This is a genomic window from Azorhizobium oxalatiphilum, from assembly GCF_014635325.1.
Taxonomy (GTDB): Bacteria; Pseudomonadota; Alphaproteobacteria; order Rhizobiales; family Xanthobacteraceae; genus Azorhizobium; species Azorhizobium oxalatiphilum.
The window spans coordinates 1,059,429-1,082,422 of the sequence record NZ_BMCT01000001.1 but is presented as its reverse complement, the minus strand read 5'-3'; the positions used below and the strand labels follow the sequence as shown (position 1 = coordinate 1,082,422).

21 protein-coding genes are annotated in these 22,994 nt (G+C 67.1%); 8 read left to right on the top strand and 13 right to left on the bottom strand.

What is annotated here, in order from left to right:
- Positions 1-3 precede the first annotated feature (3 nt).
- Genes IEW24_RS04890 through bktB form a run of 6 tightly spaced genes read left to right on the top strand, consistent with a single transcriptional unit; the run spans position 4 to position 7,313 of the window.
- The gene (locus IEW24_RS04890; RefSeq protein ID WP_188575935.1) at positions 4-1,854 is read left to right on the top strand and encodes an acyclic terpene utilization AtuA family protein; all 1,851 of its coding nucleotides are present in this window, start codon (positions 4-6) and stop codon (positions 1,852-1,854) included.
- Complete coding sequence (locus IEW24_RS04885; RefSeq protein ID WP_188575933.1) at positions 1,851-3,362, top strand: acetyl-CoA carboxylase biotin carboxylase subunit; 1,512 nt, start codon at positions 1,851-1,853, stop codon at positions 3,360-3,362. Before IEW24_RS04890 ends, IEW24_RS04885 begins: the two co-directional genes overlap by 4 nt.
- A 3-nt stretch (positions 3,363-3,365) precedes the next feature.
- Positions 3,366-3,863 carry an acyl-CoA carboxylase biotin carboxyl carrier protein subunit gene (locus IEW24_RS04880; RefSeq protein WP_188575932.1) on the top strand — a complete coding sequence of 166 codons (498 nt, stop codon included), beginning with the start codon at positions 3,366-3,368 and terminating at the stop codon, positions 3,861-3,863.
- A gap of 2 nt (positions 3,864-3,865) precedes the next feature.
- Positions 3,866-5,473, top strand: a complete 1,608-nt coding sequence (locus IEW24_RS04875) for an acyl-CoA carboxylase subunit beta (protein WP_188575930.1) — start codon at positions 3,866-3,868, stop codon at positions 5,471-5,473.
- 2 nt (positions 5,474-5,475) lie between these two features.
- Positions 5,476-6,090, top strand: coding sequence for a 2-hydroxychromene-2-carboxylate isomerase (locus IEW24_RS04870; protein ID WP_188575928.1), 615 nt, complete (start codon positions 5,476-5,478; stop codon positions 6,088-6,090).
- A 32-nt stretch (positions 6,091-6,122) separates the two neighbouring features.
- On the top strand, positions 6,123-7,313 hold the full coding sequence (gene bktB, locus IEW24_RS04865) for a beta-ketothiolase BktB (RefSeq protein ID WP_188575926.1): 1,191 nt from the start codon (positions 6,123-6,125) through the stop codon (positions 7,311-7,313).
- Between the two features lie 170 nt (positions 7,314-7,483).
- Here the strand turns inward: bktB and IEW24_RS04860 are convergent, their stop codons facing one another.
- The 4 genes from IEW24_RS04860 to IEW24_RS04845 all read right to left on the bottom strand — a co-directional run bounded on the left by IEW24_RS04860 (position 7,484) and on the right by IEW24_RS04845 (position 10,823).
- Positions 7,484-9,097: an alpha/beta hydrolase family protein gene (locus IEW24_RS04860; RefSeq protein WP_188575924.1), complete on the bottom strand. Its 1,614-nt coding sequence runs from the start codon at positions 9,095-9,097 to the stop codon at positions 7,484-7,486.
- Positions 9,098-9,461: 364 nt separating this feature from the next.
- Positions 9,462-9,854, bottom strand: coding sequence for a RidA family protein (locus IEW24_RS04855; protein WP_188575922.1), 393 nt, complete (start codon positions 9,852-9,854; stop codon positions 9,462-9,464).
- 57 nt (positions 9,855-9,911) lie between these two features.
- Positions 9,912-10,058, bottom strand: a complete 147-nt coding sequence (locus IEW24_RS04850) for a hypothetical protein (protein ID WP_188575920.1) — start codon at positions 10,056-10,058, stop codon at positions 9,912-9,914.
- Positions 10,059-10,163: 105 nt separating this feature from the next.
- Positions 10,164-10,823 (bottom strand): L,D-transpeptidase, encoded by a 660-nt coding sequence (locus IEW24_RS04845; RefSeq protein ID WP_188575918.1) that lies wholly within the window; start codon positions 10,821-10,823, stop codon positions 10,164-10,166.
- 101 nt (positions 10,824-10,924) lie between these two features.
- On the opposite strand from IEW24_RS04845, the gene IEW24_RS04840 reads away from it, so the two are divergent.
- Positions 10,925-11,836, top strand: a complete 912-nt coding sequence (locus tag IEW24_RS04840; protein WP_188575916.1) for a LysR family transcriptional regulator — start codon at positions 10,925-10,927, stop codon at positions 11,834-11,836.
- Between the two features lie 167 nt (positions 11,837-12,003).
- Entirely contained in the window at positions 12,004-12,339 is a 336-nt protein-coding gene (locus IEW24_RS04835; protein WP_188575914.1) for a hypothetical protein, read from the top strand.
- 105 nt (positions 12,340-12,444) lie between these two features.
- On the opposite strand, the gene IEW24_RS04830 is transcribed toward IEW24_RS04835, so the two are convergent.
- The 9 genes from IEW24_RS04830 to IEW24_RS04790 all read right to left on the bottom strand — a co-directional run bounded on the left by IEW24_RS04830 (position 12,445) and on the right by IEW24_RS04790 (position 22,984).
- Positions 12,445-13,143 carry a DUF2161 domain-containing phosphodiesterase gene (locus tag IEW24_RS04830; RefSeq protein ID WP_188575913.1) on the bottom strand — a complete coding sequence of 233 codons (699 nt, stop codon included), beginning with the start codon at positions 13,141-13,143 and terminating at the stop codon, positions 12,445-12,447.
- Positions 13,144-13,350: 207 nt separating this feature from the next.
- Positions 13,351-13,821 (bottom strand): hypothetical protein, encoded by a 471-nt coding sequence (locus IEW24_RS04825; protein ID WP_188575911.1) that lies wholly within the window; start codon positions 13,819-13,821, stop codon positions 13,351-13,353.
- A 158-nt stretch (positions 13,822-13,979) separates the two neighbouring features.
- Positions 13,980-14,981: a GTP 3',8-cyclase MoaA gene (gene moaA / locus IEW24_RS04820; protein WP_188575909.1), complete on the bottom strand. Its 1,002-nt coding sequence runs from the start codon at positions 14,979-14,981 to the stop codon at positions 13,980-13,982.
- Positions 14,978-15,259: a hypothetical protein gene (locus IEW24_RS04815; RefSeq protein WP_188575907.1), complete on the bottom strand. Its 282-nt coding sequence runs from the start codon at positions 15,257-15,259 to the stop codon at positions 14,978-14,980. The genes moaA and IEW24_RS04815 overlap by 4 nt, the downstream gene beginning before the upstream one ends.
- A 9-nt stretch (positions 15,260-15,268) precedes the next feature.
- A complete protein-coding gene (locus IEW24_RS04810) occupies positions 15,269-16,060 on the bottom strand; it encodes a peptidylprolyl isomerase (RefSeq protein WP_373870029.1) in 792 nt (263 codons plus the stop codon).
- A 128-nt stretch (positions 16,061-16,188) separates the two neighbouring features.
- Positions 16,189-16,968, bottom strand: a complete 780-nt coding sequence (gene narI / locus IEW24_RS04805; protein ID WP_188575903.1) for a respiratory nitrate reductase subunit gamma — start codon at positions 16,966-16,968, stop codon at positions 16,189-16,191.
- Positions 16,969-16,980: 12 nt separating this feature from the next.
- Positions 16,981-17,688, bottom strand: a complete 708-nt coding sequence (gene narJ, locus IEW24_RS04800) for a nitrate reductase molybdenum cofactor assembly chaperone (RefSeq protein WP_188575902.1) — start codon at positions 17,686-17,688, stop codon at positions 16,981-16,983.
- Complete coding sequence (narH, locus tag IEW24_RS04795) at positions 17,688-19,214, bottom strand: nitrate reductase subunit beta (RefSeq protein ID WP_188575900.1); 1,527 nt, start codon at positions 19,212-19,214, stop codon at positions 17,688-17,690. The genes narJ and narH overlap by 1 nt, the downstream gene beginning before the upstream one ends.
- Positions 19,211-22,984, bottom strand: a complete 3,774-nt coding sequence (locus IEW24_RS04790) for a nitrate reductase subunit alpha (RefSeq protein ID WP_188575898.1) — start codon at positions 22,982-22,984, stop codon at positions 19,211-19,213. Before IEW24_RS04790 ends, narH begins: the two co-directional genes overlap by 4 nt.
- Positions 22,985-22,994: the final 10 nt, after the last annotated feature.

The following is a 22,994-nucleotide window of genomic DNA, read 5'->3' as shown; positions in this document are numbered from 1 at the left end:
GCCATGACGGGCAGCATCAGGATCGGCTGCGGCGCGGGCTTCTGGGGCGATACGCCCGAAGGGCCCCGCCAGCTCGTGCGCTCCGGCGGCATCGACTATCTGGTGCTCGACTATCTGGCCGAGATCACCATGTCCATCCTCGCCCGCATGAAGGCGAAGAGGCCGGACGCGGGCTATGCGACGGATTTCGTCACCAGCGTCATGCGCCCGCTGGCGCGCGAGATATCGGAGCGCTCCATCCGCGTCGTCACCAATGCCGGCGGCGTCAACCTCGCCGCCTGCCGCGCCGCTCTTGAGCAGGTCTTCGCCGAAGAGGGCGCCACCCTGAAGGTGGCGGTGGTGGAGGGCGACGATCTGCTGCCGAAATGCGATGCGCTGCGCGCACGCGGCATCGTGGAGATGTTCTCCGGCCAGCCGATGCCCGAGCGCCTGCTCAGCATCAATGCCCATCTCGGCGCCTTCCCCATTGCCGCTGCGCTGGATGCGGGGGCCGACATCGTGCTCACCGGCCGCTGCGTGGATTCCGCCCTCGTGCTCGGCCCCCTGATCCACGCATTCGGCTGGTCGGCGGACGATTTCGACCACCTGTCCGCCGGCAGCCTCGCCGGGCATCTGCTGGAATGCGGGGCGCAGGTCACGGGCGGCATCTTCACCGACTGGCGCGAGGTGGAGGGATGGGACCGCATGGGCTTCCCCATCGCCGAATGTCAGGCGGACGGCACGTTCGAGATCACCAAGCCGGAGGGCACCGGCGGCCTCGTGAACGTGCGCACCGTCGCCGAGCAGGTGGTCTATGAGGTGGGCGATCCCACCGCCTACATCCTGCCCGACGTGAGCTGCGACTGGTCGCACATCCGGCTTGAGAACACGGGGCCGGACCGGGTGCGGGTCAGCGGCGCGCGCGGCGGGCCGCCCACCGCCAGCTACAAGGCCAGCGCCACCTTCGCGGATGGCTTTCGCGCCACCGGCACCATGATGATCGCGGGCCGCGAGGCGGTGGCGAAAGCGCAGGCCGTGGGCCGCGCCATCCTCACCCGCGCCGAACGCCTGATGCGCGAGGCAGGATATGACGGCTTCACCGAAACCTCGGTGGAAGTGCTCGGCGGCGAGGCCAATTACGGCGCCGCAAGCCGGGCGCAGGACGCGCGCGAGGTGGTGCTGAAGGTGGCCGTGCGCCACCCCCGGCGCGAGGCGCTGGAGACCTTCGCCAAGGAGATATATCCCGCCGCCACCGCCATGGCGCAGGGCATCACCGGCTTTGCCGGCGGCCGCCCCGAGCCGCAGCCCGTGGTGCGGCTGTTCTCCTTCCTGGTGGACAAGGCGGACGTGCCCGTCCGCATGGTGTTCGATGGCCGGGACGAGCAGATGCTCAGTTCCGTGCCCCCGGCGGCGGCCGTTCCCCCCGCGGCCGCCGCCACCATTCCGCACACGCCGACGCCGGACACCCCTCCCCCTTTGCCCGGCCCGCTGGCCGAAGTGCCCCTGATCGCGCTGGCCCATGGCCGCTCCGGCGACAAGGGAGACATCGCCAATATCGCCGTGCTGGCCCGCCGGCCGGACTTCGTGCCCCTGCTGCGACACCAGCTGACGCCGGAAACGGTGCGCGACTATCTGGCCCATGTGGCGGGCGGGGCCATCGAGGTCTTCGAATGGCCCGGCCTCGCCGGCTTCAACATCCTGCTGCACGAGGGGCTCGGCGGCGGCGGCATCGCCTCGCTGCGCTATGACCCGCAGGGCAAGGCCCTCGCCCAGATCCTGCTCGACATGCCGGTCGCCGTGCCCGCCGCATGGCTCGCCACCGGCGGCCCGCTGGCCGGCTGGGCCTCTCCTCACACCCCAGGAGCGGCCGCATGAGCCCCTCGCTCGCCACCTCCCGCGCCGCGCCGCAGCCGGCCATCCGGCGCGTGCTGATCGCCAATCGCGGCGAGATCGCCGTGCGCATCCAGCGCACCCTGCGCCAGATGGGCGTCGAGACCGTCGCGATCTTCCATCGCGTGGATGCCGATGCCCCGCACGTGACCGGCGCGGACCACGCCATCGCGCTTGCCGGCGACACGGCGGTGGCCGCCCATCTGGACGGCCCGCAGATCATCGCCGCCGCCCGCGCCACGGGGGCGGATGCCATCCATCCCGGTTACGGCTTCCTGTCCGAGAATGCCGGCTTCGCCCGGCAGGTGGCGGAGGCCGGCCTCACCTTCATCGGCCCCGATGCGCAGACCATCGCGCTGATGGGCGACAAGATCTCCGCGCGGCAGTTCGCCGAGGCTCATGGCGTGCCGGTGGCGCCCTCCGTCATGCCCACCGGAGACCTTGACGCGTTTGCCGCCGAGGCCGGGCGCATCGGTTTTCCGCTGCTCATCAAGGCATCGGCCGGCGGCGGCGGCAAGGGCATGAGCATCGTGCGCGAGGCGGGCGGCCTGCGCGAGGCGGCCCGCCTCGCCGCCAGCGAGGCCCAGCGCTATTTCGGCGACGGCCGCGTCTATGCCGAGACCTATGTGGAGCGCCCCCGCCATATCGAGGTGCAGGTGTTCGGCGACGGCCTTGGCGGGGCCATCCATCTGTTCGAGCGCGAATGCTCGGTGCAGCGCCGGTTCCAGAAGATCATCGAGGAAGCCCCCGCCGCCCGCCTGCCGGCGGCGCTGCGCGCGGAGATCTGCGAGGCGGCGGTGCGCCTCGCGGCGGCTGCGCGCTACAGGAATGCCGGCACCGTGGAATTCATCCTCGGCGCCGACGGGCGCTTCTTCTTCCTGGAGATGAACACCCGTTTGCAGGTTGAGCATCCCGTCACCGAAATGATCACCGGCCTCGATCTGGTGCGCATGCAGCTGGAGATCGCGGGTGGCGCCCCCCTGCCCGCGCAAGCCGACATCGTGGCGCGCGGCCACGCCATCGAGTGCCGCATCTGCGCGGAAGCGCCCGATCGCGGCTTCCTGCCCGCCACCGGCGCGGTGCGCCATCTCCACGCGCCGCACGGCCCCGGCATCCGGTTCGAGAACGCCTTGCGCGAAGGCCAGAAGGTCACGGCCGATTTCGACCCCATGCTGGCCAAGCTGGTGGTGGATGGCGGCGACCGCGCCGCCGCCATCGAGCGCACCATCGCCGCCTTGCGCGATCTGGCGCTGCTCGGGGTGGAGACCAATGTGGACTATCTCGCCCGCGTGCTCGCCCATCCCGCCTTCCGCGCCGGCGACCTGCACACCGCCTTCGTCTCCGAACATGCCGAAAGCCTTTCGCCGCAGCCCCTTGCCGACGACGCGCTCGACCGCACGCTGATCGCCGCCGTACTCGGCCAGCGCATCTTCCGCGCGCTGGTGGCCGATGTGCCGGAACCGCAGGCGAGCATGGGCGGCTGGAGGAACTGAGCCATGAAGATGAAGCTGGGGGACGACCTCCACGAGGTGAAGATCATCGCCCGTCGCCCGCATCTGGTGGTGAGCATCGACGGCCGCCACCACACCATCGACGATCCGGGGCGCGAATGCGACGGGCCCGGCACGCTGGTGCTCGATGGCGCGGCGGTCTCATTCGCCCGCGTCAGCAGCGGCGGCAGCGTCCTTCTGCATCTCGATGGCCGCGCCATCGCGGTGGAGGTCATCGACCCGCTGGACGAGGCCGAGGGCTCCGGTCACGGCCGGGATGAAATCCTCGCCCCCATGCCGGGCGCGGTGGTTCAGGTCCACAAGGCGGCGGGCGCGGCGGTGACGCGCGGCGAGGCGGTGCTCACCATCGAAAGCATGAAGCTGCAGACCACGCTGGTGGCCCCGCGCGCGGGCACGCTGCTTGCCGTGCTGAAGGGGGCCGGAGACACGTTCGAGAAGGACGAAGTGGTCGCGCGCCTCGCGCCCGTGGAGGGAGATCAGTAGCCATGCGTGCCATCCGTTCCATGATCGACACCGGCAGCGCCGATTTCCGGCGCCACGCCGCCCACAATCGTGAGCTGGTCGCCCGCTTCCGCGAGCGGCAGGAGGCGGCCCGCCACAACCGGCCGCAGCGCGATCTCGACCGGCTGGAACGGCAGGGCAAGATGCGCCCGCGCGAGCGCATCGAGAAGCTGCTCGATCCCGGCACGCCCTTTCTGGAACTCTCCTCGCTGGCCGCCAACATGGCCTATGACGGGGATGCGCCCTCGGCCAGCTCCATCACCGGCATCGGTGTCGTATCCGGCCGCGAGGTGGTGATCCGCGCCGATGATCCCACGGTCAAGGGCGGCGCCTGGTATCCGCTGACGACCAAGAAGATCGTGCGCGCCCTCGACATCGCCATGGAGAACCGCCTGCCGGTGGTGCATCTGTGCGATTCCGCCGGTGGCTTCCTGCAGCTTCAGTCGCAGGTGTTTCCCGACAAGTACATGGCGGGCCGCATCTTCCGCAACCAGTCGCTGCTCTCGCGGCAGGGGGTGAAGCAACTGGCGCTGGTGTTCGGCCACTGCACGGCGGGCGGCGCCTATATTCCCGGCCTGTCCGATTACAGCGTCATCGTGCGCGGCACCGGCGCCGTCTTCCTCGGCGGCCCGCCGCTGGTGAAGGCCGCCACCGGCGAGGAGGTGACGGTGGAGGAACTGGGGGGCGCCGACATGCACACCTCCGTCAGCGGCACCTGCGATTATCCGGCGGCCAGCGAGGATCAGGCCATCCATATGGGCCGCGAGATCGTCGCCCAGTGGGATCGCGCGCCCAAATGGGCCTGCCAGCGGGAGACGCCCGAGCCGCCGCTCTACGATCCGCAGGAGATCTACGGCATCGTGCCCGACGACATCAAGAAGCAGTTCGACATGCGCGAGATCATCGCCCGCATCGTCGATGGCAGCCGCTTCCACGAATACCAGCCGGCCTATGGCACCACGCTGATCTGCGGCTATGCCAACATCTGGGGCTTCAAGGTCGGCATCCTTGCCAACAACGGCGTCCTGTTCAATGATTCCTCGCTCAAGGGCGCCCATTTCATCGAATTGTGCAACCAGAACAACACGCCCCTCGTCTTCCTCCAGAACATCACCGGCTACATGATCGGCCGCGAATACGAGCGGCGCGGCATCACCAAGGACGGCGCCAAGATGATCATGGCGCAGAGCTGCTCGCGGGTGCCGAAATTCACCGTGATGTGCAATGGCTCATTCGGCGCCGGCAATTACGGCATGTGCGGCCGCGCCTTCGACAGCCGCTTCCTGTTCACATGGCCCAACCACCAGATCGGCGTCATGGGGGGCGATCAGGCCGCCAACACTTTGGCCGAGGTGAAGGCCAACCAGTTGCGCCGCGATGGCGCGGACGTGGACGCCGCCGTGCTGGAGCGGGTGTGGGAGGACACCCGCGCCGCCTATCAGGAACAGCTCTCCGCTTATTATTCCACGTCCGAGATCTGGGACGACGGCATCATCGATCCGCTCGATACCCGCAATGCGCTCGGCATCGCCATCTCGGCCTCGCTCAACGCCCCGCTGGGAGACCCCGGCTACGGCGTGTTCCGTTTCTGACCATGGCCGCCCCCATCCGCTTCTATTTCGATTTCGCCTCGCCCTATGCGTGGTTCGCCCTGCCCGGTCTGGCGCGGCTGGCGACCATGTACGGGCGGGACATCGACCTGCGCCCCATGCTGCTGTGGGCGGTGTTCAAGGCGCAGAACATTCCCCCGCCGCTCGACGTGCCGGCCCGGCGCGCCTATCTCGTCGCGGACATGGTGCGCTCGGCCGAGTTCCACGGCGTTCCCTTCACCCTGCCCGCGCAGCTGGGCATCTCCACGCATCTGGCCGCGCGCCTGTTCTATGCGCATGTCCGGCAGGCACCGGAGGATGCGCGCAATCTCGCCCACGCGCTTCTGCACGCCCATATGGTGGAGGGCCGCTCGCTGGCGGATGAGACGGTGCTCATTTCATGCGCCGCCCCCTTCGGCATGAGCGCCGCCGACACGCGCGCCGCTGTTTCCGATCCTCAGGCAAAACACTGCCTGTCCGAGGCGGTGGATGCCGCCGTGGCCGCCGGTGTGTGCGGATCGCCCTATTTCGTGGTGGACGGCGAGGGCTTCTTCGGCGCCGACCGCCTGCCGCAGATCGCCTGGCGGCTGGCCCGCCCATCCTGCGTATCGCCCGCGTGAGCGGGGTGACATGAACAACAAGGGGACGGCCCATGACAGAGGTGGTTTTCCTATCCGGCGCGCGCACGCCCATCGGCAGCTTCGGCGGATCGCTGAAGGACATCGCGCCCATCGAACTGGGCATCCATGCCGCCAAGGCCGCCATCTCCCGCGCGGGCATCGCGCCGGAGGATGTGCAGCAGGCCATGTTCGGCAATGTCATCCATACGGAAGCGCGGGACATGTACCTGTCCCGTGCCATCGCCATGGGGGCGGGCGTGCCGAAGGAGGCCCCGGCCCTCACCGTCAACCGCCTGTGCGGCTCGGGCCTTCAGGCCATCGTCAGCGCGGCGCAGGTGATCCGGCTCGGCGATGCCGCCATCGTGCTGGCGGGCGGGGCCGAGAGCATGAGCCGGGGCGGCTATCTCATGCCGGCGGCGCGCTGGGGCCAGCGCATGGGCGACACGCAGGTGGTGGACATGATGATCGGGGTGCTGAACGACCCCTTCGGCCACGGCCACATGGGCGTCACCGCCGAGAACGTCTCCGAACGCTACGGCATCAGCCGCCGGCAGCAGGACGAGGCCGCCGTGGAGAGCCATCGCCGGGCGGCGCAGGCGGTCGCGGCCGGGCATTTCAAGGCCGGGATCGCCCCGTTCGAACTCACCACCCGCAAGGGCACCGTCGTGTTCGATACGGACGAGCACGTCCGCGCCGACGCCAATGTGGACGACATGGCCAGGCTGAAGGCGGTGTTCAGGAAGGGCGGAACGGTGACGGCGGGCAACGCCTCCGGCATCAATGACGGCGCCGCCGCGCTCGTCCTGGCCGATGCCGCGGCGGCCCGCGCGCGGGGCCTCAGGCCGCTGGCCCGGCTGCTGTCCTATGGCATTGCCGGTGTGGACCCATCGGAAATGGGCATGGGCCCGGTGCCGGCGGTACGGATCGCGCTGGAGAAAGCGGGCCTTGCGGCCGGCGATCTCGACGTCATCGAATCCAACGAGGCGTTCGCGGCGCAGGCCTGCGCCGTCACCAAGGTGCTGAGGCTCGATCCGGCGAAGGTGAACCCCAATGGCGGGGCCATCGCGCTCGGCCATCCGGTGGGCGCGACGGGGGCGATCCTGGCCATCAAGGCCATCGGTGAACTCCAGCGCACCGGCGGGCGCTACGGCCTCGTGACGCTCTGCATCGGCGGCGGCCAGGGCATCGCGATCGTGATCGAGCGATCACAAGCGACGGGCTGACCGAACGCCTCCGGGATGAGAGGGACCGGCCGGCCTCTTGCAGGATGTGCGGCGTGTGCCCGCCGCGCGCCGTGGCGCGCGCGCCATCATCGCTCAGCGTCTCGCATTGCCCATTGACGGCGATGCGGCCCTGATCATGGCTCTCGATGCGGTTGATGCAGCGGGCACATCTAACGTTGCGGAGCAGGATTGCGCGGACAGTTCCAGGGGGCAATGTCGCACGGCAGACCAACGTTTGTCGGCCCCTTCGATCGCAACATCGGGGCAGCACCCACCCGTATCTCCATGCGATAGGTTTCCCGCGTCCGGTCCAGCGAGGTTATCCGGACGACCATCGCATCGACGCCGGCAAAATCACGCTCCGGCCTGTAGGTGAGGACAGTCGGCGTTACCACGGCGGCACTGCAAGGGGCGTCGCTCTCCGGCCTTGGTGTGATTGTGCCATGGGTGGGCGGGGTAAGGATCTCGATACCCGTGCCAACAGGCTCGCCGCAGCTTCGCCTCACACGCGTGGACGTGATCATGTTCTGGCTGCCGTTCACCGGTATCGCGAATCTGGCCGGAGCCAGAAACACCTTGTCGCCAACGAACACCACATCGTCATTCACCGCATAGACTTCGCACGGCAGGTGATCCCGTGCACATTCCGCCAGCAGATGCCCGAGCGGATCATAACCGCCGTGGAGTTCTCGGACGAAAGTCGGTGAGATCGCAAAAACGCGCGGCGTGGGCGCCTTCAGGAACTGGCGATAGAGCGCGCGGGCCCGCTCGTTCAGGTAGGGCACGGCGGCAGCGTCCTTGAGGTCGGCCCAGCCGGTGGCCACAGGACCCGGATGCGGCATATATCCGCCATAAGCCTCAGTGTGAGGCAGACCGATGCGGGCAAGGAAGGCATCCAACTGCGGCACCCAGAGCCGATGGCTCTCCGTGTCCGACAGGAGATCGTGGGAATCCGAACGAAACGTCCCGAAGTCCACCAATTCCACCTGCCCGCCCGCCTTTTCATAGGCCTCCACCACCGAACGCCACAAAGCGACGGGCATCAGCTTGTCATTGTCGCCATAGAACCAGAGCGAGGAAAGCCGTGTGCTGGCGCCGAACTGCCATGCGCCAGTGACCATGCCGGCATCCTGCGCCCTGCAATCTGACGTGCGCAGCGTGGCGTTGAACGCAATCAGGCCACGCACCCCGGGGGGCGGATCCATGCCCATGCCGAGTGTGTTCCACGCCCCGAAGCTCTGACCACCCACCACCACGCGGCTGCCATCGATATCCGGTCGCCGGGCCAGAGCCTCGATCACCGCGCGGATGTCCCGGCCGTTGCTGGCTCCCACCTGTCCCTGATCGCAGCCAGCGGTCAGCAGAGTGCCGCCGGATTTGGCATAGCCTCGCATCATCGGTAGCGCGACAGCATAGCCCCGCGAGAGGAAATAATAGGCCGCAACGCTGTAGCGATCACGCTCCTGCTGATCGGCGATCCTGTTGCCGCGCGCGCCGTGGTTCCACACGGCCAATGGAAATGGGCCCGGTCCCGTTGGTTTGTAGAGCGTGACTTCCAGCTTCACCGGGCGGGCGGGATCGCCATCGATCCTCAGCACCTCCTCATTCACGGGAGCAACGGGAAGCCGACTGTCGACCTCTCCTTTCCTCACCGCGCCCGCCGCGCTGCAGACCTGCATGGCAGCCATAAGAACCAGAACAGACAGGATCCATCCGCCCGACCGCCGCACAATCATGAGCGCCCCTTGCGCATTATTGGCCACGCCACCTTCGAAATACGACATATATTACAATATTTGAAGATATATAATATTATTTCAATGAAAATCCAGAATGCAAGACCTTACCAAAGGTTATACTCCGCATACACTGCGATCGTTCACGGCCTGACGAGGGCTTCCGCTCAATCGCTTTCTCACATGAAAGTCCAGGCGCTGCAGCCTGGCATGGCGCAGGTCGAGATCCAGCCCCGGCTTGGCGTACCAGTCGCCCGCAACGAACTGGCAGGAGCCGCGCAAGCCGGCGCCTGCGCCGGTCAACCGCGGGTGGCGAAGCCGAAGTCGTCGCCGATGGAGACGAAACGGTTCATGTCCGCCTGCCCATGGCTGGCGTAGCGGGTCCCCGCCCGGCATCCCGCCGGCCCGACGATTAGCCGGGAATACGGGCGATGACCTTGATCTCGAAGTCGAAGCCCGCGAGCCAGTTCACGCCGATCGCCGTCCAGTTCGGATAAGGGGGCTTCGGGAAGACCTCGCTCTTGACGGCCATGACCGTGCCGAACTGACGCTCGGGGTCGGTATGGAAGCTCGTGACGTCGACGATGTCGTCAAGCCCGCATCCCCCCGCCTTCAGGGTCGCTTCGAGATTGGCGAAGGCGAGGCGCACCTGGGCCTCGAAATCCGGTGCGGGCGAACCGTCACTGCGGCTGCCAACCTGACCGGACACGAACAGGAGATCACCGGACCGGATCGCCGCGGAATAGGTCTGCGAGGAATAGAGGTCATGCCGACCGGCGGGGAAAACCGCGTCACGCTGTGCCATTTCGATGCCTCCTGTCAGGGATTGCCGGAAGGCGGCGCCAGCCGCCTCTCACGCGGGTCAGGCGCGTGCCTCCCGCTTGAAGAAGTAATGCAACACGAAGTGTGCGGGGGAGACGACCGCGACCAGCTCCCATCCATCAGCCCCCAGCTTCCCGATGGCGCCGGCGTCCAGAGTATTCTCCACCACAAGATAGTCCCATTTCATGGCCTGTTCTCCTACTTTTACTGATCTCATGCTCAAAGGCAGATGGAGACGGCTGCACGCACGGACGTCGCCCGTCGTCATGAGCCATTGAGCCGAAGCGCCGCATCACGCCGGCAGGACCACGACCCTGGAGCCGACCGGGACACGGCGATAGAGGTCGACGATGTCCTGATTGATCAGCCTGACGCAGCCCGACGAGACCATGGTGCCGATGGTCCACGGCTCGACGGTTCCGTGGAGCCGGTAGAGCGTGTCGCTGCCGTCCCGGTAGAGATAGAGCGCCCGTGGGCCCAGAGGGTTGCCCGGCCCACCAGCCAGTCCACCAGAGAAAGGACCGTAGCGGGCAGGCTCGCGGCTGATCATGTTCGCCGTGGGCGTCCAGCGCGGCCAATGCGCCTTGCGGCCGACCAGCGCCGCGCCCTGGAAATTGAAAGCCTCCTGCTTGCCGACGCCGACGCCGTAACGCAGTGCGCGCCCATTCTCCCCCACCAGATAGGCATATCGCTGCCCCGGATCGACGACGACCGTGCCCGGCAGATGGGGCGTCGGGTACGACACGATCTGCCGCAGGAAGCGCGGATCGATCTCCGACAGGTCGACCGCAGGGACAGGAAACGGCTCGCCCTCCAGCGCGGCATACATGCCCATGTGCAGGGTATCGACGATGCGCGACGGCATGCCGGTTTCATCGACCGTCGGTCGGGTGACGCAGCCGGACAGGAGAGCCGGTGCTCCGATGAGGACGGCACGACGGGTCAGAGGCATGGGCACGAACCTGCTTGAGAGGAGACGTGCGGACAGAAGCGCCTCGCATTCGCCACGTCCATCGGCTATGAGGTGATTACAATCATAACCATGTGGCATAGATGGATCTCACGCTCGCGCTTCGCGCCTTCGTCCGTACGGTGGAGCGCGGTTCCATGACCGCCGCCGCGCGCGACCTCGCCGTGTCCCAACCCGCCGTGAGCAAGCATCTGCGGAATCTGGAGGCGCATGTGGGCGCGCGCCTGCTGGAGCGCTCGGCCCGGCTCGTGCGGACCACTCCGCAGGGCCAGCGGCTCTATGAGGTCGCCCAGCCGGCCCTGGGGGCGATCGACGCCGCGCTGGAGGATTCACGCCGGGAGGCCGGCGTCATCGAGGGGCGGATTCGCCTGCATGTGCCGAGCTGCATCGGATCGAGGCACATCCATCCGATCGTGAATGATTTCCAGGCCGCCCATCCCGGCGTGAGCATGGAACTCGTACTGGAAGACCGCGTGATCGACCTGGTGCATGAGGACTTCGATCTGGCCGTACGCTATGGGCGGCCGGAGGCGCGGAACGTCATCGTGCGCCGGATCGGCTTCATCCGGCGCTTTCTCGTGGCGGCGCCGTCCTACCTCGCGCGCATCGGCGGATTGGATGATCCCCGGCGTCTCTCGGAGGTGGATGTCATCATGGCCAGCGCCATTCCCGCGCCGTCCGATACGCTCAGCCTTCAGCATGAGGACGGCGAACTCAGCGTGAGCGTGAGTCCGGTTCTGCGGACGAACAATGCGCAGGTGCTGGTCGCCTCCTTGTGCGACGGACGCGGCGTCGGCCCCGTCCAGCATCCCCTCGTAGCCGATGCCCTCGCCGAGGGGCGTCTGGTCCGCGTGCTGCCCGACTACAGCATCAGGTCGACGGAAGCCTTCCTGGCCTATCCCTCGGTCCGCTACATGCGGCCCGTGATCCGGGCCTTCACGGATTTTGCGATCACCCGGCTGAGAGCGGTGGATGGCATCAGCGGGACCGCCTGAAGGCGCCAAAAGCAGCTTTTGAATGATCACCGGATCGCTGACGCTGCGCGCATGATCCCCTAGCCCGCGAGATGATTGACAGGTAGGTATCCTTATCCCAATTTGAGCGCTGGAATTGACGATATTCAACGCGTCGCGAGGACATCTCTATGTCGATAGAAGCTACCGTGGAATTTCTGGACAGTGCCGCGACGACCCCCGGACTTCAGGCTGAGTTGGCGGCCGCGACCAAAGATCTGCCGCCAGCGGAAATCGCCGGCGCGATTGCAACCGTCGCGGCGCGTCACGGCTGTCACTTATCCAGCGACGACATTGCATTGATGAACCAGCGCATGCTTGGTCTGCCGGTTCAACTGAGCGATGCCAGTCTTGATGGTGTGAGCGGCGGAGGCGCTCTCGAAGACCTCATGGCATCTTTCGACAAGTCTTTCGCGGATTACATGAATGTATTGAACAATACCGGTAGCGTTGGCCGGGGTCCAGGCTCAGCGCAGCCAGCATGAGACGATGGCCGCGAGGCAAAGTGAGGCCAGGTCATTTCAATCGGCTCATGAGCTTGATCTCTCCTTGAGCCGATTGAATCACAATCTATCCGTTGGGTTTAGACCCTAGGGCGCAGGTCTCGTGGTCCCGCCTTCGCCCTCAAGGGATGCGGGAAGGTCGGGGGACCACGACGCCAATGCGCTCCGCCCGATATCCGTGAGCCCGTAGACGCCGCGCTCCAGACGCTGGAACCAGCCATACACATTGTCGCGGAGAATTTTCTGGGCATCCGGGAATGAATGTTTCAGATCGCGCGGACGCTGCGGTGAGGCTGCCATGGCCGCGGCGCAGCCGAGGGCCTGCTGCCGATACGCTGTCATGATGGGTTTGCGTGTGCCGCCGCCGGGAACGGGATCCCCCTGGCGTCGCTTATGTTCCTCCACCAGTCTTGACCGTCGACGGGTGTCTTTCCGTGGCATCGGCGCGGTCGGCGACACGATGACGTCGATGAGACCGGACTTCGAGACTCCCAGCAAACCGAAGCCGAGACGGCGGCAGAGATTGCGATAGCGTGGATCGCTTTCCCGCCCCCTGCCCGTGGTGGAAAGCTGCGCGGCCAGCCAGATCTCATCCCCGATGTTCGCCCGGTCGACCCCCTGAAGAATCAGTTCGAGGTTGAACGTCAGCTTCAGTTCGCAGATCACCACCACCGAGTGATCACCCTCCCGCATGCCGACAATGTCGCAGTGCCTGACCTCGCCTTTGACCGTGTAGCCGAGCTGCTCGAGGAAGCGCTTGACGGGTTCATAGAGGACAGTTTCCACATCGCGCCTCCGGCTGGAATGCGCGCAACATGTCCCGCCAGTGGTTTAGGAGCAGCAAACGGCGGTTATGTCCGGTGGATGGCGGACCTGCCCGCGCTTGCGCCGAGATCGCGAACGTCCCCCTCGGCATCTCCCGGAGCGATGCCTTGTTGCGCCGGGAGAATGTCCTGTCGCCTGGATCGCGAAGCCATCAAAGCCGGACCTGCTCTAGAACAGGAACAGCCCGTGCGCTCCGGCCACCGCGCCGAATATCGTCAATGCAGCTATCGAGAGCAGGGCGCAGTGCATGGTGGTGATGCGCTGCAGGGTCGCCGGCGGCGCATGTCGGGCCATGCTGACCACCCAGCGGTGCAGTATCGGCTCGATCACGAAGAGCAGCAGCATGAACAGCACCCATAGGATGACCATGGCGTGCATCCACCAGAAGGCAGGATCCCGGAACCGGTCCCACAGATCCAGGCGCACGACCATCCAGAACCCGGAGAGGCCCGCCAGGGGCACCGACCAGCGCACCTGCCCGGAGAAGCGGTTTTCGATCACTTCGAACAGCGTCGTGCCCTGCACCCCGATCAATGTGCGGGAGAGCGGCAGCACCACCAGCGTCACGAAGGCGAGGCCGCCGATCCAGTGGACAACCGCCAGTACGTGGAGGGCGCGGGCAAGGGTGACATCGTCCATTGTGCTGACTCCTGCCGAAAGGCGCGGACCACCGCCGGATCGGCCGCGATCCGGCCGGCGCCGATGAGATCTTCAAGAAAAAGGCGATGGCCCGCGCGAGCCGGGTCCCGGTCGCCGCGCGATCGGAAATGGTGAGACGCCCGATGCGGCCCCATGGCTCACCCACCCAGCGCCGACATATGGCGCGACAGCGCAGGGCGGCCGTTGCCGGCAATTGCGAAGTCATGCCCCCGCGGCTTGGCGCGGATTCCCGCATCGATGGCTGCATGCAGCAGGGCGTCGCCCTCGGACGCGCGCAACGGTGTGCGCAGGTCCACCTGCGCCTCCTGCCCGAGGCAGGTGTAGAGCACGCCGGTGGCGCTCACCCGCACGCGATTGCATGTTTCACAGAAGCTGTGGGTCAGCGGCGTGATGAATCCGATGCGCCCTCCGGTCTCGGCCACGCGCGCATACCGCGCCGGACCGCCGCTGCGCTCGCTGGTGTCGGTGAGGGTCCACCGGCTTTCGATGATCCGCCGAAGTGTGCTCAGCGGCAGATACTGGTCCGTTCGGTCCGCGCCCACATCGCCCAGCGGCATGGTCTCGATGAGCGTGAGATCCATACCCCGCCCGTGCGCGAAGGCGATGAGATCGTGGATCTCGTGCTCGGTGACGTCTTTCAGCGCCACCGCATTGAGCTTGATCCTGAGTCCCGCCTCCTGCGCCGCCAGCAGGCCTTCCATCACCACCCCGAGATTGCCCCGCCGGGTGATGGCGCGGAAGCGCGCCGCGTCCAGCGTATCCAGGGACACATTGATGCGCTTCACGCCCGCCCGGGCAAGCGCCTGCGCATGGTGGGCGAGAAGCGTGCCGTTGGTGGTGAGCGTGAGTTCATCCAGACATCCCGAGACGAGGTGGCGGGAGAGGCTGGAAACAAGCTCCATCAGCCCCTTGCGCACCAGCGGCTCGCCGCCGGTCAGGCGGATCCTGCGAACGCCCCGACGCACGAAAGCGCAGGCCAGCCGATCCAGTTCCTCGAGCGTGAGCAATTGGTTGCGCGGCAGGAACGTCATGTCCTCGGACATGCAATAGACGCAGCGCAGATCACAGCGGTCCGTCACCGACAGCCGGAGATAGGAGATCCGCCGCCCGAACAGGTCGACGAGACCGCAGCCGGTCATGCGACCTCCTCCGGCAACGTCGCTGCGAGGATGGCGCGGACGGCGGCGAGGCCGGGGTCGCGGGCCTGATTCATGATGCCCATGAGCTGGACAAAATGGTCATCGGACGCGGTGTCGAGAAAATTCCAGATCCGCGACGCCATCACGTCGGCCGCCGGCCGGCCCTCCGCCTGCGCGACGCGCGCGAGGCGGGCGGAGACCTCCGGTGCGTCGAGGCTGGAGAGGAGGCGCCCGCAGACCTCGGGGTCCTCCAATGCCGAAAGCAGAGCACCGAACATGAGCGCCTCCTACTGCACGAGGGGGCTGTCGGCGCCATCGAGCGCGATGCCCTTGATGTCCGCCCGCCCGACAAGGAGCGCGATGTACTGCGCCTCGGCGGAACGGGAGACATGATCGGCCAGATAGGCGGCGATCTCCTTCCGCACGGCCTCGAAGGGAACCGGGCGCCCCTCCACGTAGCGGTTCACGCGGATGAGATGGACGCCGTAGCGCGTCTCCACCGGCGCGGAGATGACCCCTGGCTCAAGAGACCGCAATGCGGCCTCGAACTCCAGCGTGGTGTCGCCGGGGGTGATCTGGCCGAGGCTGCCGCCAACCGCCGCCGAGGGGCAGTCGGACTGCGTCCGTGCGAGGTCGGCGAAGCGCTCCGGTGCGGCGGTCAATGCCGCTGCGAGCGCTTCCGCCTTGGCGCGCGCAGCGGCGAAAGCGGCGGCATCATCGCGGCGGGCGGCGCAGAGGATATGCTCCGCCTGCCACAACGGGGCCGACATGAAGCGGCGGCGGTTGTTGTCGTAGAAGCGCCGCAGCGTGTCCTCGTCGGCCACCGGCGTCCGAACTTCCTGTGCGAGCAGCGCGCGGATCAGCGCTTCCTCGTGGGTCTCGCGGCGCCCATCCGCGTCCCCCTGCGGGTCGAGGGGAATGGCGAGGCGCTGGGCTTCCTGCAACAGCAGTTCGCGCACCACCAGCGCGCGGGCGGCGGCGAACCAGCCTTCCGCCGGCGTACGGGCGGGCGTGTTCTGCACCTCCGCCGCTATGGCCTTGCGGGAGATGGAAACCCCGTTGACGCTGACAGCCGACATGACCACCCGCTCCCGCGAGGGGGTGGTGTCGCGCGGCTGGGGGGCGTGCTCGTGTGGGGCATGCTCGTGGGGGTGGGCGGCGTCGGCGCGCCGCGCGGCATGGTCTATGACGAGTGTCACCATGGCTGTCACTCCGCGGGATTGACGGGCATGACGTGCGTGGGGCGCACGGCCGGCGTGAAGGCGGGCTTGGGCGCGCCGCTGCGCGCGGCTCTTGCGCCGCCGGCGAAGCGCGTGCGCACCACCTGATAGCCGGGACGGCCGAGATACCAGACCGGCGCGCTCCACACATGCACCAGCCGGGTGAAGGGGAAGACCAGGAAGATGGTCATGCCCAACAGCAGGTGCGCCTTGAAGATGGGATTGACGTCCGACACGTAGGCGGCCGCCGATGGCTGGAGGGTGATGATGCCCTGTGCCCAGTTCATGAACTTCACCATTTCATGCCCGTCCATGTGGCCGAGCGAGACAAAGATGGTGGAGAGACCAAGGGTGAGCTGCACCCACAGGATCAGCAGGATGGCGGTGTCGCCGAAGCTCGACGTGGCGCGGATGCGCGGGTCGAACAGCCGGCGGTGGGCCAGCAGCGAGATGCCGATGAAGCAGGCGACGCCGGCGATGCCGCCCGCCGTGATTGCCAGTCCCTGCTTGAAGGAATGGCTGACGCCCAGCATGTCGAACACCCAGATCGGGGTCAGCAGGCCGACCGCATGGCCGGCGAAGATCACCAGAATGCCCACATGGAACAGGTTGGACCCCAGCCGCAGCTGACGCCGCCGCAGGAGCTGCGACGAGCCGGTCTTCCACGTGTACTGCTCGCGGTCGAAGCGGATGAGGCTGCCGAGCAGGAAGACGGTGAGGCAGAGGTAGGGATACCAGCCGAACAGGGCCGAGTTGAGCGCAGACATGGATCGTCTCCCTCAGGCGGTGGCGAGGCGGGCATCGCGCTGGGCGGCCCGGATCTGGGTACGCAGGCGGTCCACGGAGCAGCCGCCCAGGGCTTCGCCGGGGCCGAAGGCGACTGCCGTCTCCTCCCACGCGGCATCGAGCGCCTTCAGCTCGTCCGCCGCGCTGAGCGGTGCGGTGTCCTCCTGCGGCAAGGCGGTGCTCGAAGCCACGCCGCCCGCCGCCCGCACGGCCGAGAACACGGCGGCATAAGGCGAGGAGCGGCCGCCGAGCCGCTCTTCCAGCAGCGCGAGGATGTGGTCGGTATCGGCCAGCAGTCCGCGCGCCTCGTCGAGCGGGCGGGTGGCGAGATATTCGAGGAACAGCGGCAGGTAGTCCGGCAGTTCGTTGGCCGACAGGTTCAGCCCGCCGCCCTCATACAGGGCCGCGAGGTCCACCATGGCCTGCCCCCGGTCTCGGCTCTCGCCATGCACATGCTCGAACAGGTGCAGGGAGAGCTTGCGGGAGCGGTCGAACAGCTCGACATAGTCCGCCTGCAGGTCATAGAGATCCCGCGTGCGCAGGCCCTCCAGAAGCGGGGCCAGAGCGTCGCGCGCGGCCGTGTCGACGAGATCATCGGCGGCGAGCGCTGCCGCGATCTCCGGCACCGCCGCGACCAGCGCGGCGTCCGGATAGGTCAGGAGTGCGGAAAGCGCCTTGAAGGCGAGGGTCTCGATGGCCATCACGCCACCTCCATCGGATTGCGTGCCTTCGGCGTCTGGCGGGTGCCGAACAGGTTGGTCTGCGTGTTGCCGCTGGAGCAGCCGTTGCCGAAGGAGAAGCCGCAGGAGCCGCGCAGGTCGTAGGCATCCTCGCTCCACTCGCGGTGGGCGGTGGGGATGACGAAGCGATCCTCGTAATTGGCGATCGCCATCACCTGGTACATGTCCTCGATGGCTGCTCCCGTGAGCCCCACCTCGGCGGCGATGCGCTCGTCGAGGCGCCCGTCCACCGTCTTGGCGCGCATGTAGCCGCGCATGGCGAGCATACGCTCAAGAGCGAGCGCCACCGGCTCCTCGTCTCCAGCCGTGAGCAGATTGGCGAGGTAGCGCAGCGGGATGCGGAGCGAGCGCACGTCCGGCATGTCGCCGTTGACGCCCATCTTGCCGGCGGCGGCGGCCGACTGGATGGGAGAGAGCGGCGGCACGTACCAGACCATGGGCAGGGTGCGGTATTCGGGATGGAGCGGAAAGGCCACCTTCCACTCCATGGCCATCTTCCACACCGGCGAATGGCGCGCGGCTTCCAGCCAGGCTTCCGGCACGCCATCGGCGCGGGCCTGCGCGATCACCGCCGGATCGCTGGGATCGAGGAACAGGTCGAGCTGGGCCTGATAGAGGTCCTTCTCGTCCGGCACGCTGGCCGCCGCCTCGATGCGGTCGGCGTCATAGAGCAGCACGCCGAGGTAGCGGATGCGCCCGACGCAGGTCTCCGAGCACACGGTCGGCTGGCCGGCCTCGATGCGCGGATAGCAGAAGATGCACTTCTCCGACTTCCCCGAGGACCAGTTGTAATAGATCTTCTTGTAGGGACAGCCCGACACGCACATACGCCAGCCGCGGCACTTGTCCTGATCGATGAGGACGATGCCGTCCTCCTCGCGCTTGTAGATGGCGCCCGAGGGACAGGAGGCCGCGCACGCCGGGTTGAGGCAGTGCTCGCACAGGCGCGGCAGGTACATCATGAAGGTGTTTTCGAACTGGCCGTAGATGTCCTTCTGCACGGCCTCGAAATTCACGTCACGCGCGCGCTTCTCGAACTCGCCGCCGAGGATTTCCTCCCAGTTCGGGCCCCATTCGATCTTCTGCATCCGCTGGCCGGAGATGGCCGAGCGCGGGCGGGCGGTGGGGAAGGCCTTGCTCTCCCGCGCCGTGTGCAGATGCTCGTAGTCGAAGGTGAAGGGCTCGTAATAGTCATCGATCTCCGGCAGGTCCGGATTGGCGAAGATATTGGCGAGCACCCGCCACTTGGCGCCGATGCGCGGCTCGATGCGGCCGTTCTTCTTGCGCCGCCAGCCGCCGTTCCACTTCTCCTGGTTTTCCCACTCGCGGGGATAGCCGACGCCGGGCTTGGTCTCGACATTGTTGAACCAGGCGTATTCGACGCCTTCGCGGTTGGTCCACACGTTCTTGCACGTCACCGAGCAGGTGTGGCAGCCGATGCACTTGTCGAGGTTCAGCACCATCGCGATTTGCGCACGGATCTTCATTGTGCAGCCTCCATCGGCGCAAGGGTCTTCGGTCCGGGATTTTCGGGCAGTGCGGTGGTGAGCGGGCCTTCGAGCCAGTCCACCTCCGCCATCTTGCGGACGACGATGAATTCGTCGCGGTTGGAGCCCACGGTGCCGTAATAGTTGAAGCCGTAGGCCTGCTGGGCGTAGCCGCCGATCATGTGGGTGGGCTTCAGGACGACACGCGTCACCGAATTATGGATGCCGCCCCGGTGCCCGGTCAGCTCGGAGCCGGGCGTGTTCACGATCTTCTCCTGCGCGTGGTACATCAGCATCATGCCGTCGGCGATGCGCTGGGAGACCACGGCGCGGGCGGTCAATGCGCCGTTGACGTTGAACACTTCCACCCAGTCGTTATCGACGATGCCGGCGCGCGCGGCGTCGGTCTCCGATATCCACACCACCGGGCCGCCCCTGTTGAGCGTCAGCATCATCAGGTTGTCGGAATAGGTGGAGTGGATGCCCCACTTCTGGTGCGGGGTGAGGAAGTTGAGCACGATCTCCGTATGGCCGTTGGGCTGGCGGCCCTTCACACCGGCGATGGTCTTCAGGTCCACCGGCGGCTTCCAGGTCACGAAGCCCTCGCCGAAGGCCCGCATCCACAGGTGATCCTGATAGAGCTGCTGGCGACCGGTGAGCGTGCGCCACGGAATGAGCTCGTGCACATTGGTGTAGCCGGCGTTGTAGCAGACGCTCTCGCTCTCGATGCCGGACCAGGTGGGCGAGGAGATGATCTTGCGCGGCTGGGCCTGGATGTCCCGGTAGCGGATCTTCTCGTCCTCCTTGGGCAGCGCCAGATGGGCATGCTCCCGGCCGGTGGCCTTGGAGAGCGCCTCCCACGCCTTCACCGCCACCTCGCCATTGGTCTCCGGTGCCAGCATCAGGATGACTTCGGTGGCATCGATGTCGGTCTCGATGCGCGGCTGGCCGGCGGCGGCGCCCTTCGCCTTCACGCCGTTGAGGGCGGCGAGTGCGGCCACCTCATGCTCGGTGTTCCAGGCGATGCCCTTGCCGCCATTGCCGACCTTGGTCATCAGCGGGCCAAGCGCGGTGAAGCGGTCGTAGAGGTTGGGATAGTCGCGTGTGACCACGGCGACGGACGGCATGGTGCGGCCGGGCACCGGGTCGATCTCGCCGTGCTTCCAGTCCGCCACATCGAAGGGCTGGGCCATCTCGCCTGCGGTGTCGTGCTGGATGGGGGTGAGGACCACGTCCTCCTCCACCCCCAGCACCTCGCCGCTCACCTGCGAGAAGGCCTTTGCGAGGCCCTTGTAGATGTCCCAGTCCGAGCGCGCTTCCCACGCCGGGTCCACCGCCGCCGAGAGCGGGTGGATGAAGGGGTGCATGTCGGAGGTGTTGAGGTCGTTCTTCTCGTACCAGGTGGCGGTGGGCAGCACGATGTCCGAGTAGACGCAGGTGGTGGACATGCGGAAGTCCAGCGTCACCAGCAGGTCGAGCTTGCCCTGCGGGGCCTCCTCATGCCACGCCACCTCGCGGTTGCGCACCGCGCCCTCGGCGCCGAGGTCCTTGCCCATCACGCCATGGGTGGTGCCCAGCAGGTGCTTGAGGAAATACTCGTGCCCCTTGCCGGAGGAGCCCAGCAGGTTGGAGCGCCACACGAACATGTTGCGCGGCCAGTTGGCCGGGTCGTCCGGGTCGTGGCAGGACATCTCCAGCGCGCCGGACTTCAGGCCCTGCGCCACATAGTCCTTCGGCTCCAGCCCGGCGGCCTTCGCGGCCCTGGCGATCTCCAGCGGGTTCTGCTTCAGCTGCGGCGCGGAGGGCAGCCAGCCCATGCGCTCGGCCTTCACGTTGTAGTCGATGAAGCTGCGGTCCCAGTCGCCTTCCGGCGCGGTGGGGGAGATGATCTCGGACGCGGTCAGTGTCTCGTAGCGCCACTGGTCGGTGTGGGCATAGAAGAAGGAGGTGGAGTTCATGTGCCGCGGCGGGCGGCTCCAGTCGAGGCCGAAGGCCAGCGGCTGCCAGCCGGTCTGCGGTCGCAGCTTCTCCTGCCCCACATAATGCGACCAGCCGCCGCCCGACTGGCCGATGGCGCCGCAGAACACCAGGAGATTGATGATCCCCCGGTAGGCCATGTCCATGTGGTACCAGTGGTTCAGACCCGCCCCGAGGATGACCATGGAGCGGCCGTTGGTCTTCTCCGCATTGGTGGCGAACTCGCGCGCCACGGTGATGATGGCGTCGCGCTTCACGCCCGTGATGCGCTCCGCCCACGCCGGGGTGAAGGGCACGTCCGCGTCATAGTCGGCGGCCACATGGTCGCCGCCGAAGCCCCGGTCGATGCCGTAGTTCGCCATCATCAGGTCGAACACGGTGGCGACCGTGACCGGCTGGCCATCGGCGCCGTCCAGCGTGCGCACCGGCACGTTGCGGGTGAGGATCTCGCCATGCTCCGTGGCGACGAAATGCTCCGTCGCCCGGCCGCCGAAATAGGGGAAGTCCACGGCGGCGATGTCGGCCTCGTCCCCGGCCAGCGTCAGGCGCAGGCGGGTGTCGCGACCGGCGCCGTCCTTCTCTTCGAGATTCCACTTGGCCTGTTCGCCCCAACGGTAGCCCACAGAGCCGAGCGGGGCGACGCACGCACCCGTGGCCTCGTCGATGGCCACCGTCTTCCATTCGGGATTGTTGGCCTCGCCCAGCCCGCCGGGCAGGTCGGAGGCGCGCAGCAGGCGCTCGGGCACCAGCCGCCCGTCCTTCTCCACGAGGCGGACGAGGAAGGGCATGTCCGAATAGCGCCGGGCATAGTCCTCGAAATACGGCACCTGCCGCTCGAGATGGTATTCGCGCAGGATGACATGGCCCATGGCCAGCGCCAGCGCCGCGTCCGTGCCCTGCTTGGGAGCGAGCCAGATGTCGGCGAACTTGGTGGCCTCGGCATAGTCCGGGCTCACCACCGCGCTCTTCGTGCCCTTGTAGCGAACCTCGGTGTAGAAATGGGCGTCCGGGGTGCGGGTCTGGGGCACGTTGGAGCCCCACACGATGATGAAGCCGGCATTGTACCAGTCGGCGCTCTCCGGCACGTCGGTCTGCTCACCCCATGTCTGCGGCGAGGCGGGCGGCAGGTCGCAGTACCAGTCGTAGAACGACATGCACACGCCGCCCAGCAGCGAGAGATAGCGCGAGCCCGCCGCGTAGGAGACCATGGACATGGCCGGGATGGGCGAGAAGCCGATCACCCGGTCCGGCCCATGGGCCTTCACCGTATAGGCATTGGCGGCGGCGATGAGTTCGTTGACCTCGTCCCAGGTGCTGCGCACGAGACCGCCGTGGCCGCGCACCGCCATGTAGGAGCGGCGCTTGTCGGGATCCTCCACGATGGAGGCCCAGGCGGCCACCGGCGACAGCCTGGTGCGGGCGGCGCGCCAGAGCTTCAGCAGCCGGCCGCGGATCATCGGGTACTTCACCCGCGCGCCGGAATAGAGATACCAGCTGTAGGAGGCCCCGCGGGCGCAGCCGCGCGGCTCATGGTTCGGCAGGTCCGGCCGGGTGCGCGGATAGTCCGTCTGCTGGGTTTCCCAGGTGACGATGCCGCCCTTGACGTAGATCTTCCACGAGCAGGAGCCGGTGCAGTTCACGCCATGGGTGGAGCGCACGATCTTGTCGTGCTGCCAGCGCTTGCGGTAGCCGTCCTCCCACGAGCGGTCCTCGTCGGTGACGATGCCGTGGCCGTCGGAAAACTCTTCAACGGTCTTGTTGAAGAAGGTGAGGCGATCGAGAAAATGGGACATCAGTGTCGCC